This is a genomic window from Brevibacillus sp. RS1.1, assembly GCF_013284365.1.
Classification (GTDB): domain Bacteria; phylum Bacillota; class Bacilli; order Brevibacillales; family Brevibacillaceae; genus Brevibacillus; species Brevibacillus brevis_D.
This window is the reverse complement of record NZ_JABSVA010000004.1, coordinates 145,521-162,026: the sequence shown is the minus strand read 5'-3', so window position 1 is coordinate 162,026 and position 16,506 is coordinate 145,521. Positions and strand designations below refer to the sequence as shown.

At 49.4% G+C, this 16,506-nt stretch carries 15 protein-coding genes; 14 read left to right on the top strand and 1 reads right to left on the bottom strand.

Features of this window, described 5'->3' with window-relative positions:
* Nucleotides 1-42 precede the first annotated feature (42 nt).
* The 4 genes from HP570_RS15105 to spoIIR all read left to right on the top strand — a co-directional run bounded on the left by HP570_RS15105 (nt 43) and on the right by spoIIR (nt 3,603).
* Nucleotides 43-546 (top strand): hypothetical protein, encoded by a 504-nt coding sequence (locus HP570_RS15105; RefSeq protein ID WP_064200385.1) that lies wholly within the window; start codon nt 43-45, stop codon nt 544-546.
* Between the two features lie 236 nt (nt 547-782).
* Nucleotides 783-1,859, top strand: a complete 1,077-nt coding sequence (prfA, locus tag HP570_RS15100; protein WP_015893647.1) for a peptide chain release factor 1 — start codon at nt 783-785, stop codon at nt 1,857-1,859.
* Nucleotides 1,843-2,733, top strand: a complete 891-nt coding sequence (gene prmC, locus HP570_RS15095) for a peptide chain release factor N(5)-glutamine methyltransferase (protein ID WP_173626246.1) — start codon at nt 1,843-1,845, stop codon at nt 2,731-2,733. Before prfA ends, prmC begins: the two co-directional genes overlap by 17 nt.
* Before the next feature lie 111 nt (nt 2,734-2,844).
* A complete protein-coding gene (gene spoIIR, locus HP570_RS15090; RefSeq protein WP_173626245.1) occupies nt 2,845-3,603 on the top strand; it encodes a stage II sporulation protein R in 759 nt (252 codons plus the stop codon).
* Between the two features lie 59 nt (nt 3,604-3,662).
* Here the strand turns inward: spoIIR and HP570_RS15085 are convergent, their stop codons facing one another.
* Nucleotides 3,663-4,460 carry a DUF3298 and DUF4163 domain-containing protein gene (locus tag HP570_RS15085; protein WP_064200388.1) on the bottom strand — a complete coding sequence of 266 codons (798 nt, stop codon included), beginning with the start codon at nt 4,458-4,460 and terminating at the stop codon, nt 3,663-3,665.
* 230 nt (nt 4,461-4,690) lie between these two features.
* On the opposite strand from HP570_RS15085, the gene HP570_RS15080 reads away from it, so the two are divergent.
* From HP570_RS15080 to bioA, 10 genes are all read left to right on the top strand, one after another.
* Nucleotides 4,691-5,770, top strand: coding sequence for an L-threonylcarbamoyladenylate synthase (locus tag HP570_RS15080; RefSeq protein WP_173626244.1), 1,080 nt, complete (start codon nt 4,691-4,693; stop codon nt 5,768-5,770).
* A 56-nt stretch (nt 5,771-5,826) separates the two neighbouring features.
* Nucleotides 5,827-6,387, top strand: a complete 561-nt coding sequence (locus tag HP570_RS15075) for a manganese efflux pump MntP (protein WP_041749695.1) — start codon at nt 5,827-5,829, stop codon at nt 6,385-6,387.
* Nucleotides 6,388-6,420: 33 nt separating this feature from the next.
* Nucleotides 6,421-6,891, top strand: a complete 471-nt coding sequence (locus tag HP570_RS15070; RefSeq protein ID WP_172139183.1) for a low molecular weight protein arginine phosphatase — start codon at nt 6,421-6,423, stop codon at nt 6,889-6,891.
* Nucleotides 6,892-7,031: 140 nt separating this feature from the next.
* A complete protein-coding gene (gene rpiB / locus HP570_RS15065; protein WP_007725502.1) occupies nt 7,032-7,487 on the top strand; it encodes a ribose 5-phosphate isomerase B in 456 nt (151 codons plus the stop codon).
* Nucleotides 7,488-8,057: a TIGR01440 family protein gene (locus tag HP570_RS15060; RefSeq protein WP_064200391.1), complete on the top strand. Its 570-nt coding sequence runs from the start codon at nt 7,488-7,490 to the stop codon at nt 8,055-8,057.
* A 19-nt stretch (nt 8,058-8,076) separates the two neighbouring features.
* Entirely contained in the window at nt 8,077-9,327 is a 1,251-nt protein-coding gene (locus HP570_RS15055) for a serine hydroxymethyltransferase (protein WP_015893639.1), read from the top strand.
* A 183-nt stretch (nt 9,328-9,510) separates the two neighbouring features.
* Nucleotides 9,511-10,140 (top strand): uracil phosphoribosyltransferase, encoded by a 630-nt coding sequence (gene upp, locus HP570_RS15050; protein ID WP_015893638.1) that lies wholly within the window; start codon nt 9,511-9,513, stop codon nt 10,138-10,140.
* Between the two features lie 18 nt (nt 10,141-10,158).
* The gene (gene wecB, locus HP570_RS15045; RefSeq protein ID WP_173626243.1) at nt 10,159-11,307 is read left to right on the top strand and encodes a non-hydrolyzing UDP-N-acetylglucosamine 2-epimerase; all 1,149 of its coding nucleotides are present in this window, start codon (nt 10,159-10,161) and stop codon (nt 11,305-11,307) included.
* A gap of 223 nt (nt 11,308-11,530) precedes the next feature.
* Complete coding sequence (locus HP570_RS15040) at nt 11,531-14,695, top strand: phosphodiester glycosidase family protein (protein WP_173626242.1); 3,165 nt, start codon at nt 11,531-11,533, stop codon at nt 14,693-14,695.
* 425 nt (nt 14,696-15,120) lie between these two features.
* Nucleotides 15,121-16,503, top strand: a complete 1,383-nt coding sequence (gene bioA / locus HP570_RS15035) for an adenosylmethionine--8-amino-7-oxononanoate transaminase (protein WP_173626241.1) — start codon at nt 15,121-15,123, stop codon at nt 16,501-16,503.
* Nucleotides 16,504-16,506: the final 3 nt, after the last annotated feature.

The window sequence follows — 16,506 nt, the reverse complement described above, 5'->3', positions numbered from 1 at the left end:
GAGGCGATGCACAGACTAAGCAAAACAGGAGGTGGCTTTTTCATGCGGACACAGCCTAATTGGCTTTTGAGCAGCTCGCGTGTCGTTCTGGGCTTGGTTGTACTTACAACTGTCCTAACTGTTGGATGCGGGGGAAATACGGCTAAGCAACAGAGCTATAGTACCGATGTGAGGAATACGCAGCACAATATGAAGATCAGAGGGGATCAAAGCGGCCATACACTTCAAGGCCGTGCACCTGTAGCGGCGGATCGTGACTCGTTAATGGGACGCAACCAAAATCCGAACATGATTATCGGCCATTGGAACTCACGTAATACCCCAGTCGACGTGACTAATATGGAGAGAATGGCCATGTCGGTAAAAGGTGTGGAAAACGCTCGCATCACACTCAGCGATGCCAATGCATATGTTACTCTTGACCTTGTGCATAACATCACTGCGAATCAGGCGCGAACCATCGAGCAGCAGGTGATTTCGCTTCTTCAGGAAAGACTCCCGCGTTACGATTTTCACTTAACCTCGCATGACGGTTACCATCGCTGACAGGTGAGCAGGACGTATGTAGCAAGGCTCGGCATTGCCGGGCCTGTTTGGCATCGGTAAAACATTTCCAGTTATAATGCACTTTGACTTCTTGCGCCTTTCCTCCTATAATTTATCTGTTATAACCGTTTTTATGGTAGATAGCATATTTATCGCAATTCATATCTAACATACATGCTACCAAGGCTTCGCCTGCGCCAAAAGGCAATTATTCTTTGCGATGGGGTGAAATAAAAATGTTTACACGCTTATCTGCAGTCGAAGAGCGTTTTGAAGAAGTAACCAACCTCCTATGTGACCCCGACGTCATTAGTGATACAAAACGCTTGCGAGAACTGTCTAAGGAACAATCTTCGTTGGAAGAGACGGTAACGACATACCGTGAATATAAATCAGTGGTGAGTCAAATCGATGACGCCAAAGCGATGCTGGAAGAGAAGCTGGATGACGAGATGCGTGAAATGGTCAAGCTCGAGCTCAATGAATTGTCAGCACGCAAGGAACAACTAGAAGATCGCTTGAAGATCCTGTTGCTTCCAAAAGACCCGAACGATGAGAAAAACGTGATTGTGGAAATCCGCGGTGCTGCGGGTGGCGATGAAGCTGCACTGTTTGCAGCCGTGCTTTTCCGTATGTACACACGTTTTGCGGAGCGTAACGCTTTTAAAATTGAAGTGCTGGAGGCAAGCCCAACCGATATCGGCGGATACAAGGAAATTGTCTTCTCGCTGTCTGGTCGCGGTGCTTACAGCAAAATGAAATTCGAAAGCGGCGCGCATCGTGTGCAACGTATCCCGGCTACTGAGTCCGGTGGACGCATCCATACTTCTACTGCGACTGTACTGGTTCTGCCAGAAGCAGAAGACGTGGAAGTGGAAGTACACGAAAAAGATATCCGCATCGATACGTTCTGCTCCAGTGGTGCGGGCGGTCAGAGCGTTAACACGACCAAGTCTGCGGTTCGCGTAACGCATATTCCTACAGGGATCATGGTTTCTTGTCAGGACGAGAAATCCCAGCATTCCAACAAAGACAAAGCGTTGCGTGTATTGCGTGCTCGTCTGTATGATTTCTACATGCAACAACAAAATGCGGAAGCAGATGCTACGCGCAAAAGCTTGGTGGGTACTGGTGACCGAAGCGAGCGCATCCGCACGTACAACTATCCACAAAGCCGCGTGACCGACCACCGCATCGGTCTGACCCTGCACCGACTGGAATCGGTATTGGAAGGCGAAATGGATGAAGTGATCGACAACCTGATCATGCATGAACAAACGGAGCTTTTGAAAAGCCATGCACACTCAGCTTGATTGGTCTGATGTCACGACGATTCGAGAAGCCCTATTACGGGCTTCTTCCTTTTTGCGGGAAAAAGGGACAAAGGATCCTTTGTTCGAAGCGGAGCTAATGATTCGTCATTGTCTCGACTGGGATCGGACGCGCTTTTTAATGGCGATGCCGGATTCAATCGATGCAGAAACATTGGTGAAGCTGGACGGACTGTGCGTGCGCAGGGCGAATAACGAGCCATTGCAATACATGTTTGGCGAACAGGAGTTTTACGGGCGTCCTTTTACGGTGCGACCAGGCGTGCTGATCCCCAGACCGGAAACGGAAGTACTGGTTGAGCAAGTGATGGCTGCCGCTACAAAGCTCTGGTCTGAGAGCGAAGAGCTAGCGGTGGTGGATATCGGCACAGGGAGCGGAGCCATCTGCATTACGCTCGCGCTAGAAAAACCGCAATGGCGCGTGACTACGGTGGACCTGTCTCCTGAGGCGACGGCAATTGCACGAGAAAATGCAAGTCGTCTTGGGGCAGATGTCCGCTTTCTACAAGGGGATTTGGTGCAACCGCTTTTGGAAGCAGGCGAAAAGGTAGACGTTCTCGTATCCAATCCACCGTATATCCCGAGTCGTGATGTCGAGGAGCTGGACGATGAGGTGCGCGTACATGAACCTCGCTTGGCTCTGGATGGCGGCGAAGATGGTCTGGATTGCTATCGTCGCCTGTGTGAGGCGCTGCCGAATCTATTGAAAGAAAGAGCGGTCGTAGCGTTTGAAGTAGGCATTTATCAGGCTGGGGATGTAGCAGCATTGATGAGGGCATCCGGTGTCATGGATGAGGTTGAGATTGTTCCAGATTTGGCGGGGATCGAGCGGGTTGTTATCGGAGTGAGACGATAGCAAGAGCTCGTCTCGCCTTTTTTACATAGGGAATGAATGTTTGAAATCGTGTGAATCCGTCCATACTGATTGCTAAAGAGAGAAGATCAGTATAGAGGGAGACGGATAACGATGAAACGGATGTTGTTAATGGCATTTAGCCTGTTTATGCTTATGATGAGCTGGGAGGGGCAGCTTACTTCGGCCAATGTGTTGGATAATGGGCCAATCCCTCAGGAATCCGTTCGCTTGCGCATTATTGCGAACAGCGATTCTGTCCAAGATCAATGGTTAAAGCGCGAAGTCAGAGATGCGATTGTCGCTCAAATGAATACGTGGGCGGACGATATCGAAACTTTGGAGGAAGCAGAGCAAATGATTCACACACAATTGCCTGTCCTTCAACAAGTCGTGGACAAGACGGTCAAGGAACGCGGTTTTTCATACAAAGCGGTAGTCGATTTCGGCGAAGTCCCTTTTCCAACGAAGCTGTACGGCTCCTATGTGTATCCTGCGGGTAATTACCGAGCGGTCCGTGTACAAATTGGAGAGGCAAAAGGGCAAAACTGGTGGTGTGTCCTGTTCCCGCCGCTCTGCTTTATTGACATGTCCAATGGCGACGCTGTAAAAGCCGAGCCAACTCCAAAGTCGGAAGAACCTGAGCCAACGACAGCAGCTGTATCCGAGGAAGTGGAAGTCTTACCCCTGGAAGAGAACGAAGTAGGGAATCATTCCGAAACAAATAGAGTGGACGTTGAGCAAACAAAAGCAGAGGAAGAAGAGTCCTCAGAGGTAGAAAAAGCAGAAGAAGCAGAAAAAGTAACTGCCTCTGCTCCTGAAGTAGAAGTGCGATTTTACTTATGGGAAAAAATCGAGGCCTGGCTCTCCTAAGCCGGACATGAAAAAACGACACCCGCCGCATGTGCAGGTGTCGTTTTGAATTGCCACAATTACTTTTTGAGCAAAGCCTCACGAATCTCAGGCTTCAACAGACTTTGGTAACGATGAGCTGGGATCGCAAACTCAGGCATTCCTGCTGCATAAGCGGCAATTTCGTATTGACCAAAATGGATCATCAGGTTGCCGTCTTTAAAGGAGAAGCCTTGATCCTCTCTGATGCCCTCGAATGCATCGTAAGGGTTAAAGCCATCCGCCTGAGTCTCTGCTTTGATTTGCTGTGCAATGATTTGATTGAGAATGGTACGGTAGTCATAGCCAGGATGGAACAGGTCAGCCAGCTTCAGTTGTTTTGCCTTGGCCTGATTATCGATGGTGTAATACGTAACATCCGTCATGCCATGTGCTCCGCCTGTATAAATGTATGTCTGTACGGAGAAAGAAACGAGCTTGCCGGCATTGTGTACCTCATAGGAGATGTCGAGTGCATGAGGGCGTAGCTCCCAGCCGTTCTTTTTCGCGTCTGCCGCATCTTCTTTGCCGGCTTTTTGTCCTTCTGCCAAGCCTGTTTGTGCTTCTTTCAGCAGAGTAGCGTTCAGTTTTGCTTCAAAAGCTTTATCCTTCATCCCGCTAATCACTGGGATGGATACTTTACCTTGAAATTCTTTCGTATCGACCGTAATGGTTTTTGGTGTGAACACGACACCGTTAGCTTGTGGCTTTGGCGCTTGTACAGCAGGCTTTGTGGAGGTTGCAGGTGAAGCAGGTGCTGCAAATACTGGAGCAGCGACGGCTGTTAACAATACAGCTGTGCCAAGCAGGCTGGAAGCTAAGGATTTAAAAGATGACATTTCATTCACGGTCCTTTCGATAAAGGGAAAGTTATTGTTTTGTTTTCGTGTTCATTCTACTACAAGGGAAAGACGCAGGAAGTTAAAAAAAGGTAACAATGTTCTCTTTTCCACGCTGTTCTGAAAAGTTATTCACAAGTTACCCACAGCCTGTTGAAAACTTTTTGGTGCACATCTATACTTAAGGCACTCCTTACAAAGAAACGAGCTAGAGAAAGGATTTTTTAACGATGGAAATGAATGGTGTGACAAAAGTCTGGTCTGTGGATAACGATGTGGAAAATCAGCCTAGTTGTGCACAGATTGTGGATGCAGCCCGTTTTCTTCGAGAAGGGGCAGTTGTCGCGTTTCCCACGGAGACAGTTTACGGCTTGGGAGCGAATGCATTATCGAATGAAGCAGTGGAAAAGATATTTACAGCAAAAGGCAGACCCAGCGATAATCCGCTGATTGTACATATTGGAGCGTGGGACCAGTTATCCACAGTAGCAAGTGAGGTTCCGGAGAAAGGGAAAAAGCTGATGGAGGCGTTTTGGCCTGGACCCTTGACGGTGATTTTGCCAAAAACAGATCAGGTAGCGTCGCTAGTAACGGCAGGGTTGGATTCAGTCGGCGTTCGCATGCCTGATCATCCGATTGCCTTGGCTTTGATCAAGGAAGCGGGGGTACCGATTGCGGCTCCGAGCGCCAATCGCTCAGGACGTCCGAGTCCAACGACTGCGGCGCATGTATTGGCTGACTTGGATGGACGCGTAGCGGGTGTGGTCGATGGAGGGGCAACAGGTGTTGGGGTAGAGTCTACTGTTATTGATGTGACACAGGACCCGCCCATGATTCTGCGCCCAGGCGGCATCACACGGGAGCAAATGGAACCAGTAATTGGCTATGTGGAGCTGGACCCTTCCTTTCAAGTGGGAGCAGCCGAGGCACCGCGCTCTCCAGGGATGAAATATACGCATTACGCTCCTGAAGGGGAAATGTGGCTAGTATCAGGAGAGTGTGAAAAAGTCCGGGCAAAAATGGAAGACATGCTACAACAGGCGAAGCAGCACGGTCAAAAAACGGGCGTGCTGGCAACGGAAGAAACAGCTCCCTTTTGGCAAAGCCACGCATCGGTAGATGTTGTTCTCGTGGTTGGATCACAAGCGGATCTGGAAGGGGTTGCCCAACAGCTGTATGCAGTGCTGCGAGAATTCGACGATCAAGAAGTGCAGTATATTGTCGGTGAGACTTTCCCGCGAAACGGGTTGGGTATGGCCGTGATGAATCGCTTGGAAAAGGCTGCTGGAGGCCGTGTCTTGTCCGTGTAAACCTGTCCTAAACTCCCCCTCGTCCGCATAAGGTGAAGAGACGGGAGGGGAGCTGCTTGGATCAGGTGTTATTCCAATGGGGGCAATTTTTGACCTTGCTCATTATTGCTTTCGCCTTAAGTATGGATGCCTTTTCGTTAGGAATTGGCGTAGGTATGGTTGGGATTCGGTTACGAGAGATTATCAAGGTGAGTATTACCATCGGACTGTTTCATATTATGATGCCGATCATCGGGATTGTCGTTGGAGCGTACTTGTCCGATTTGGTTGGAGATATTGCCGTGTTTATTGGTGGCGGGGTCCTGATGATCATCGGCTTGCATATGCTATGGAATGGCTTCGTTCAAGGGGAACAAAAAAGTGTATGGAAGACAAAAGGGTTCGGACTCCTTCTCTTCGCATTTAGTGTTAGCCTGGATGCTTTCACCGTCGGTTTCTCGTTCGGCTTGATCGAGGTCAATAGAATTTTGGCCATCTCTCTTTTTGGAATAATGGGTGCCACGATGTCCTACTTCGGTTTATTGTTAGGCAGGAGTGTGGGAGGGTGGCTTGGGGATTATAGCGAATTAATAGGTGGACTTATTTTGTTTGGTTTTGGGTTAAAATTTATGATATAACCGGACTAATTAATAGGTGAGGAGGAACCATACGTGAAACGGATACTTTTCGTCTGTACGGGAAATACGTGCCGAAGCCCCATGGCAGAAGCGATTTTCCGTACGAAGACAGACGGACAGGGGCTTGAAATACGCTCGGCTGGCGTAGCGGCATCTGCTGGTCAGGATGCTTCCTTGCACGCTAAACAAGTATTAGAAGAGCGAGGAATTGCTCACGATCATAAGGCCAGCAAGGTAGACGAAGGGTTGATCGAATGGTCTGATGTCATTTTGACGATGACGCATGGTCACAAGCGCGCGATCTTGACGTATTTCCCCTCAGCCACTGAAAAGGTGCATACCCTCCAAGAGTTCGTTGGGATAGAAGGCTTTAGTGATATTGCTGATCCGTATGGGGGATCACTGATGGATTATCGCAGGTGTGCCGAAGAAATCGAAGAGTCACTGGAAAGGCTCTCATTGATGCTTAAGGACCCAGGTCTTCGTAAATCAGTGGATGAATAGGGTGCTGGTGTATAGCCAGGACCTTGTTTTTTGTGAGAGTACGAACAATTTTTTAGTTGCCTGATAAAAATGTTCACTTTTTACTTATTGTGTTTTGATGTATACTAGACGAAGATTATGAGACAAGCGAGGGATGACAGATGAAAGTAGCACTTGCTGCTGATCACGGTGGATACAAGCTAAAAGAGGAGATCAAGACTCTGCTGGCCTCCATGAACATCCAGACGGAAGATTTCGGCTGCACCTGCGAGGAATCGGTTGATTATCCCGATTATGCTTTGCCAGTGGCGGAAAAGGTAGCAGCGGGGGAGTTTGATCGAGGCATTCTCGTTTGCGGAACAGGTATTGGCATGTCGATCGCGGCCAACAAGGTTCCAGGCATCCGTTGTGCACTTGTGCATGATACGTTTTCCGCACGCGCTACCCGTGAGCATAACAACACGAATGTGTTGGCGATGGGTGAGCGGGTCATTGGACCGGGTCTTGCGCTTGATATCGTGAAAATTTGGTTGGAAACAGAGTTTCAAGGTGGTCGCCACGAGCGTCGCGTGGAAAAGATTTCCCAAATCGAAGCGAAGCATGCGGGAGTGAAGTAAGTGGATTTATCCGCTATCGAAAAACAAATCAGTGACATTGTCGAAGAAGTAGCTGATATGGCAGAGCTTGCAGCCGGACAACTTATGGTGATTGGGTGCAGTACCAGCGAGGTGCTCGGTGAGCATATTGGAAAGGCTGGCAGCCAAGATGTAGCGAAAGCTCTATATCGTGGGATTCAATCTGTTGTAGGGAAGCGCGGCTTTGCTGTTGCCTTTCAATGTTGTGAACATTTGAACAGGGCTTTGGTCGTCGAGCGCGAGGTTGCATTGCGATACGGACTGGAAGAAGTCTCGGTTGTTCCCGTTCCGACCGCTGGAGGCTCTATGGCTGCGCATGCGTTTACACAGTTCACGGATGCAGCTGTTGTAGAGGAAATTCGCGCACATGCAGGCATAGATATCGGCCATACGCTTATCGGCATGCATCTGAAGCATGTGGCAGTACCGGTGCGTCCGACACAGCGTCTCGTTGGACAAGCACATGTTACGGCAGCGCGCACACGTCCCAAGCTGATTGGCGGACCGCGTGCCGTGTATGAGAAGACACCACCAAATGAAAGCTGCACGTAAAAGAGGAGGAGAAACTACTATGCTAGATTTTTTGCGTAAACAAGACCCGCAAGTAATGGAAGCCGTTCAACTGGAGCTCGGAAGACAGCGCGACAAGATTGAGCTGATTGCTTCTGAAAACTTCGTAAGCCGCGCAGTTATGGAAGCAATGGGCACCGTTTTGACGAACAAATACGCAGAAGGATATCCAGGTCGCCGCTATTACGGTGGTTGCGAGTATGTGGATATCGTGGAAAACATCGCTCGTGACCGCGTAAAAGAAATTTTTGGCGCTGAGCATGCAAACGTACAACCACACTCTGGTGCGCAGGCGAACATGGCTGTATACTTCACGATTCTTCAGCCTGGCGACACCGTACTGGGAATGAACCTGTCCCACGGTGGTCACTTGACGCATGGTAGTGCAGTAAACTTCTCCGGTACTCTGTACAATTTCGTTGACTACGGTGTAGACGAAGATACTCACCTGATCAACTATGAAGATGTTCGTGCAAAAGCATTGGAGCACAAGCCAAAGCTGATCGTTGCTGGTGCGAGTGCCTATCCGCGTACGATTGATTTTGCCAAGTTCCGTGAGATCGCGGACGAAGTGGGCGCGTACTTCATGGTTGACATGGCGCACATCGCTGGTCTGGTTGCGGCAGGTCTGCATCCAAACCCAGTACCGCACGCGCATTTCGTTACTTCTACGACGCACAAGACTCTGCGTGGACCACGTGGCGGTTTGATTTTGTGCAAGGAAGAGTTTGCGAAAGGCATCGACAAATCCGTGTTCCCAGGCGTTCAAGGTGGTCCGTTGATGCACGTCATCGCAGCAAAAGCGGTTGCCTTCGGCGAAAACCTGCAACCAGAGTTCAAGGATTACGCAGCTCGCATCATCAAAAATGCACGTGCGTTTGCGGAAAGCTTAACTGCTGAAGGTCTGACGCTTGTCTCCGGCGGAACGGATAACCACCTCGTATTGATTGATGTAAGCAAAATCGGCCTGACAGGTAAAGTAGCTGAGCATCTGTTGGACGAAGTAAGCATTACTACGAACAAAAATACAATTCCTTACGATACACAAAGCCCGTTTGTTACAAGCGGTGTGCGCATGGGTACGCCAGCAGTGACAAGCCGCGGTTTTGATGAGGAAGCAATGAAAGAAGTAGCAGCGATTATCGCTCTGACATTGAAAAATCCGGAGGATGCTGCGAAACATGAGGAAGCACGCCAACGTGTGGCAGCTTTGTGCCAACGTTTCCCGATGTATGAAGGCTTGAATATCTAAGGTAAGGCTACGTGAAGCAGACCCAGTGGAAATTTTTCTATACGGGTCTGCTTTTTTCTTTACTTCGCGGCTGTAGGTAGGGATCGAGGATGAGAAAAAGTACGAAGATTAGGCAAATTGACTGAGCCACTCTCACCAGCTATTATAGAAAGGATGTATTGATAGGGAAACGGAGGAAATGACATGAGCCGTGTATATGTGTTTGACCATCCGCTGATTCAGCATAAAGTTACGTATATTCGTGACAAGAATACAGGGACCAAGGAATTTCGCGAACTGGTAGATGAAGTGACTACTCTGATGGGCTATGAAATTACCCGTGATATGCCTTTGGAGGAAATCACTATCGAAACGCCAGTGGCTACCTGTCAGTCGAATGTAATCGCTGGTAAAAAAGTAGGGTTGGTACCGATTCTGCGTGCTGGTCTTGGTATGGTGGATGGCCTGATGAGGCTGATCCCTGCTGCCAAAGTAGGACACGTAGGTCTTTACCGTGATCCGGAAACCCTACAGCCTATTGAGTATTATGTGAAGCTGCCATCCGATGTTGCTGAGCGTGAGTTGATCGTAACTGACCCGATGCTGGCGACTGGTGGCTCTGCTGTTGCCGCTCTTACTGCTTTGAAAAAACGTGGAGCGAAAAACTTGAAACTGATGTGCCTCATCGCTGCTCCAGAAGGTATCAAGCTAGTTCAGGACGAGCATCCTGATGTAGATATTTACGTAGCGGCTGTTGATGAATATTTAAACGACCATGGATACATCGTGCCAGGCTTGGGCGATGCGGGTGACCGCTTGTACGGCACGAAGTAGTCGGAGAGGGAAAAACGGATGAAAACTGTAAAAGTAATGACGGTATTCGGCACACGTCCAGAAGCGATCAAAATGGCACCGCTTGTCCATGAATTGAACAAGTACAGCGAGCAGATCGAATCTGTCGTTTGCGTGACGGCCCAGCATCGTCAAATGCTCGATCAGGTTTTGGACATTTTTGATATTCAACCAGACATTGATTTGAACATTATGAAGGATCGCCAAACGCTGGTAGGCGTGACCACTCGCGCATTGGAGAGCCTGGATGAAACAATGAAGGAAGTAAAACCGGACATCGTCCTTGTACACGGGGATACGACAACCACTTTTGTGGCGAGTCTGGCTGCTTTTTATAATCAAGTCGCGATTGGTCACGTGGAAGCGGGCTTGCGCACATGGGACAAGTACTCGCCGTTCCCGGAAGAGATGAACCGTCAGTTGACAGGTGTAATGGCTGATCTTCATTTCTCTCCGACCAATGGATCGGCTGACAATCTTCGTCGCGAAGCAAAGCCGGAAAAGAGCATCTACGTGACAGGAAACACAGCGATTGACGCGTTGAAAACAACGGTTCGCGAGGATTACACGCATCCGGTGCTTGATCGCGTAGCTGGTCAGAAGCTGGTGCTGATGACGGCACACCGCCGCGAAAATTTGGGCGAGCCAATGCGCCGTATTTTCCGTGCAGTTCGAAGACTGGTGGATGAGCATCCCGAGATTTCTGTTGTGTATCCGGTTCACTTGAATCCTGCTGTACAAGAAGTGGCGCAGGAGATTCTCGGAAACCATGATCGCATTTCATTGATCGAACCATTGGATGCCCTTGATTTCCACAACTTCGCTCGTCGTTCCCATCTCATCCTGACCGATTCCGGCGGGGTACAGGAGGAAGCGCCGTCTCTTGGCGTACCAGTCCTGGTTCTGCGCGATACGACAGAACGTCCTGAGGGGATTGAAGCAGGCACGTTGAAGCTCGTGGGAACCGACGAAGAGCAAGTGTATGCAATGGCAAAAGAATTGCTGACCAACCAAGCGGCTTACAATGCAATGGCGCATGCTGTCAACCCATATGGGGATGGCGAGGCTTCACGCCGTATTGTAGAAGCAATCCTCTATCATTTTGGTTTGCGGGCTGAACAACCAGAGCCGTTCCAACCAGGTCAGTAACATACAGCTAGGAAAACCCGCCAGGTTCCGTTCATCAAAACTGGGCGGGTTTCTTGTTGTAGAGGGATATTGTTGTTTTCTATGACTGACGATTTGGTATGTTTTTCTAATAGGGAATCGAGAGAATTGGCGAAACTATCCATGACCTTTTGCGTCTAATATTTAGTTGCTTAGCTTAGATGGTAGAAAGACAGAGTTTGGAATACGGAGAGGAGTTATCAACATGAGAGCGCAAAGGATAGTGACGCTGCTCACGGCTACGACCATGGCCTGGGGAGCTTTTGTTCCGTTTGTGCCGTTTGCGACCAATGTCGCACACGCCAGAGCGGAGACAAGTGCATTAAATATGATGTGGCAAACCCCAATTGGTGAGGGGACCACTTTGCAGAAATATACGAAATCATTTGCCAATCAAGTAGTCACGATCATGGTAACCAAGGTTGATTTGAACAATCCTTATGTTGAGGTAAAACCGGTATACGGAACGAAGGGCAAGCTGACAGACAGGCAGACGGTTACACAAATGGCGCGTGAAACCGGAGCTGTAGCAGCGATCAATGCCGACTTTTTTAACATGTCCAAGCGGGGAGCGCCGTTTGGTATTGTCATGAAAGACGATGAACTGATTTCTTCCATGGGTTTGGTCTCCTACTGGTACGCACTGGGCTTGACCGGAGACAAGATGGCCATTGTCGACAAGTTTGGCTTTGGCGGAAAGGTTACTGCCCCTAATGGTGCTACCTATTCGATTCAGGGTGTCAACAAGGAAGAGTACAACCCGAGTGATTCACGAAAAAGTCACCAGAACCAACTGAACGTCTATACCCCTTCCTTTGGCAAAACCAGCTTGGGGACGATACCGGGCTACAAAGATGTCGTCGAGATTTTGTTTGTAGACAATGTAGCCAAAGAAGTTCGTGTGAATCAACCAGGCGTATACATACCTTACAACGGCTATGTCCTTTGGGGACATGGAGCAGCAGGAGCATTCCTCAAGCAAAACTTCCCTGTCGGCGCTACTGCAGCGGTTGAGTACCAAACGACACCACAGACACTCAACCTAAAACAAGCGGTAGGCGGCAATGTGATTTTGGTTGATCAAGGGAAAGCGCTCACTTCCTTTCAAGCGGACAAGTCTATCATCAACAAGACGGCACGCACATCGGTCGGAGTTTCCCAGGACGGGAAGACCTTGTACATGGTCACGATCGATGCGAGCCAAGGCGTTTATTTGGACGAGCTGGCAAAAATCATGGCGGAGCTCGGTTCTTATCGGGCTGTAAACTTTGACGGTGGTGGCTCTACGACTATGGCAGCCCGCATGCTGGGTGAGACACACGCGAATCTGGCGAATAAGCCAAGCGGCGGTGCTGAGCGTCGAGTGCCTACTGGACTGGCCGTATACAATACGGCACCTGCTGGAGAATTGAGAGGCTTCCAAATCGATGTACCGGCAGACGTGCTTATCGGACAATCTATCCCGCTCAGCGCATCCAAAGGTTACGATGTGCATTTCCAACCGTATGCGATCAATGCAGGCGATGTGAGCTGGGATGCTAGTCAGTCTGAAGCAGGAACCGTAAATGGCAAGCAATTCACACCAGCTCGCTCCGGCAAAATCACATTGACTGCGAGATTGGGCAATGTGACGCAAAATAAAGACATTCAAGTCATTTCCGGCATCGATGTGCAGCAAATCATCGTTTCCCCGAATCCGATTACCATTGCACCGGGACAATCCATTAATCTCGATGTCAAAATCAAAACGAAAAAGGGCTCTACCGTACAAGCGACGCCACTTAGCGTAAAAGCGAGTGTAGATTCTTCTGTAGCGACGATTAACGACAATCTGCAACTGGTAGCAGGCAATGAGCCGGGCAACGGAAACCTGACGATTACGTATGATGGCGTGGCGACAACCGTACCATTTGCCGTTGGACAATTCGAGCAGCCATGGCTCACCTTCGATAATCAGGCAGGCATGTACCATGCGGCAAATCCGTCCAGCATCAGTTCGGCTGGTTCGTTCGCGCTCGTCTCCGATCAGACGTTCCGCACGAAAAAAGCAGCGAAGCTAGTGTACAACTTCTCAGGAGCACCAGCGAACAACATGCGGATTTCGTACGGTATGCTGGGGGCAAACCCTGTGACGATTCCTGGCAAGCCGCTCGGATTGGGCTTATGGGTCAATGGGGACAACAGCGGACATTGGCTCCGTGCAGAAGCAATTGATGCAAACGGCAAGCCGGTCTACGTCGATCTGGCAAAAGAGATCAATTGGACAGGCTGGAAGCAAGTGAAAGGCTACTTCCCGAGCAATGTTGCCTATCCATTGCATCTGAAGAGTGTGTATGTCGTTGACCAAGCCAATGATGGCATTACACACGACAAAGGAACACTGTACTTCGACGAATTCTCGCTCCTCTTAGGCAACAAGACAGGTCAACCGAGCGATGTGGCCGTTGTCCCTGAACTGCCAGGCAGCATGTCACTCGGAGCGGAGCTTGATCTCCATTACTCCTTTGAAAATACTGCATCTTATCTGGACAGTGCACTGATTGATGTGGAGTCGATCGTGACCCAACCAATGCCAGGATATGTACCTGCTGATTACTCGTTTACGATTAAGCCGGGCGAACTAAAAGCAGGGCAAGAGGACGCGATTTCAACCTCGTCGATTCGATTGACCTTGGCACCGAAGCAATGGCTCGCTGGAAAAGGCGTTGGACTCTTGTACGTAAACCAAGTAAACAATACGTTGGATCCGCTTCTGGGAACCATGAATGCTCAAGGTCAGTGGGTATATGAAGTCAATAGCTACGGCAAGTACATTCCGTACTACCTGGACAATGCAGGCACGAGCAGCGCTGGATTTACAGATATCACGAAGCATCCAGCCAAGGCAGAAATCACCTACATGGCGGAAAAGGGTTACGTGAAGGGTTTGACGGAGACGACGTTTGGCCCAGAGGTTTCTCTGACAAGAGCACAGTTCGTCACCCTGCTCGCGCGCTCTTTTGAATGGGAGCTCCCTTCCTCACCAAAGCTGAAATTCAAGGATAAGGTGCCTTCCTATGCGCAAGGTGCCGTACAGGTTGCCGTTTCCAAAGGTCTGGTGAAGGGGTATAACGATAATACCTTCCGTCCGGATCAGCCGGTGACTCGCGCAGAGGCCGCAGTCATTCTCGATCGTCTCGTGAATAAAAAGGGAGCGACGAAAAAGGTCTCCGATAAAGGAACCTGGCCTTCCTGGGCATCGACATCCATCAACAACATGGTCGGACTTGGTCTGATTGATCCAGTTGGAGGAAATTATCAGCCGAATAAACCGACGACGAGAGCAGTGTGTGTCGTAGCGCTTTATCGCATCCTGCATCAAGTTAAATAGAATCGGAATATAAAAGGTCAAGCTCCTCTAACGAAGAGGAGCTTGACCTTTTTGAGTTTTAGGAGGTATCGATGAACGGACAAAGCTGGTGAGAAGAAAAAGCGCAGGGCTCGTAGACCTTGACAACGCCTACCCAGTCGGAACTTCCAAAAGGGGACCACGCTTGTCGAACACTTCTTCCTCGAGAACCTTCCGCCCGTAGGGTGGCTTTGGCTCGACGGTCCCCTTTTGGAAGTGGAGACGGACAGTAAATCCCCCAGCTGGCGTGTCAGAGTCGAAGAGAACTGCGCTTTTTCTTCTCCTCCACTATGTTGACTCAAACTAGAAGGCCCTTCTTAGATGTTAGATGTTACTGATTTTTCAAAGTCGAGAAAAAAGCTTTGCCAAAATAGGTTAACCATTTTAAAATAACGGTTAACAAATATATGTTAACCAAGGTTGTGATTTGGTTGTTAAATAACTATGAAGAACTATCTGCCAAAAACAAGCAATACGTTTGGCATCCCTTCACCCAAATGAAAGACTACGTCGCACAGGAGCCACTCATTATTGCGAGAGGAGAAGGGATCAAGCTATTCGATGTGAACGGCAAAGCTTACTACGACGGTTTTTCCTCTGTGTGGTTGAACGTCCATGGCCACAACGTTCCCGAGCTGAATCAGGCGATCACGGAGCAGCTCGACCAGATTGCCCATTCTACTTTGCTCGGCATGGCAAACGTCCCATCCATTTTATTAGCGGAAAAGCTGATCAATCTCGCTCCAAAAGGATTGAGTAAAGTTTTTTACTCTGACAACGGGGCAACTGCGGTCGAAATCTCACTGAAAATGGCGTTCCAATACTGGCAAAATCGCGGACAGACCGGAAAGCATTCGTTTATCACGATGAACAATGCCTATCACGGGGATACGATTGGAGCCACCAGTGTGGGAGCCATTCCTCTCTACCATCAGGTCTACAAACCGCTGCTCTTTTCTCCACATGTCATTCCATACCCTTATCCGTACAGGCAAGGCGGCGAAGAAGCAGCCGTTCAGGCAACATTGAGCAGCTTGGAAAGTTTGCTTAGGGATAAAGCTCATGAGATTGCGGCAATGATCGTAGAGCCTGTCGTGCAGGGAGCGAGTGGCATGATTATCATGCCGGATGGTTGCTTGAAAAAAATCGCGGAGCTGTTGCGCGCCCATGATGTATTGCTGATCGCAGACGAAGTAGCGACAGGATTTGGACGAACGGGCAAAATGTTCGCTTGTGAGCATGATCGGGTCGTGCCAGACATCATGGCAGTTGCAAAAGGGCTTACGGGAGGGTATTTGCCTGTAGCGGCTACCTTAGTAACCGAGCAGATTTATGATGCCTTTTTCGCTGACTATGAGGAACAGAAAACCTTTTTCCACGGACATTCGTTTACAGGAAATCCACTCGGCTGTGCAGTTGCTCTCGCCAACCTGCGGCTGATGGAGGAGCGCGGAGTTGTTCAACAAGTAGCACAAAAGGCAATCGTTTTGGAGCAATTGCTAGGGCCGCTGTACAACCTGCCTCATGTAGGAGATATCCGGCAAAAAGGCTTGATGGCGGGAATCGAGTTGGTTCGGGATAAAGAGACCAAGGAGCCTTATCACTGGAATGAGCGGATGGGTGTGCGTGTCTGTCAGGTAGCGAGAGAAAAAGGGCTTTTGACACGACCGTTGGGCAACATCATCGTTTTTATCCCACCGCTTGTATCTACAACGGAAGAATTGGCTGACATGGTTCGGATTTTGGCGGAATCGATTCAGGATGTAACGACAGGTGAAGTAGAGGAGTGATTG

What these genes read in the sequence shown, in the direction of transcription:
- HP570_RS15055 (WP_015893639.1), top strand. Translation starts at nt 8,077, where the DNA reads ATGCTAGATTTTTTGCGTAAACAAGACCCGCAAGTAATGGAAGCCGTT.
- rpiB (WP_007725502.1), top strand. Translation starts at nt 7,032, where the DNA reads ATGAAAGTAGCACTTGCTGCTGATCACGGTGGATACAAGCTAAAAGAG.
- upp (WP_015893638.1), top strand. Translation starts at nt 9,511, where the DNA reads ATGAGCCGTGTATATGTGTTTGACCATCCGCTGATTCAGCATAAAGTT.
- HP570_RS15105 (WP_064200385.1), top strand. Translation starts at nt 43, where the DNA reads ATGCGGACACAGCCTAATTGGCTTTTGAGCAGCTCGCGTGTCGTTCTG.
- prmC (WP_173626246.1), top strand. Translation starts at nt 1,843, where the DNA reads ATGCACACTCAGCTTGATTGGTCTGATGTCACGACGATTCGAGAAGCC.
- HP570_RS15040 (WP_173626242.1), top strand. Translation starts at nt 11,531, where the DNA reads ATGAGAGCGCAAAGGATAGTGACGCTGCTCACGGCTACGACCATGGCC.
- HP570_RS15080 (WP_173626244.1), top strand. Translation starts at nt 4,691, where the DNA reads ATGGAAATGAATGGTGTGACAAAAGTCTGGTCTGTGGATAACGATGTG.
- prfA (WP_015893647.1), top strand. Translation starts at nt 783, where the DNA reads ATGTTTACACGCTTATCTGCAGTCGAAGAGCGTTTTGAAGAAGTAACC.
- bioA (WP_173626241.1), top strand. Translation starts at nt 15,121, where the DNA reads ATGTTAACCAAGGTTGTGATTTGGTTGTTAAATAACTATGAAGAACTA.
- wecB (WP_173626243.1), top strand. Translation starts at nt 10,159, where the DNA reads ATGAAAACTGTAAAAGTAATGACGGTATTCGGCACACGTCCAGAAGCG.
- spoIIR (WP_173626245.1), top strand. Translation starts at nt 2,845, where the DNA reads ATGAAACGGATGTTGTTAATGGCATTTAGCCTGTTTATGCTTATGATG.
- HP570_RS15085 (WP_064200388.1), bottom strand. Translation starts at nt 4,460, where the DNA reads ATGTCATCTTTTAAATCCTTAGCTTCCAGCCTGCTTGGCACAGCTGTA.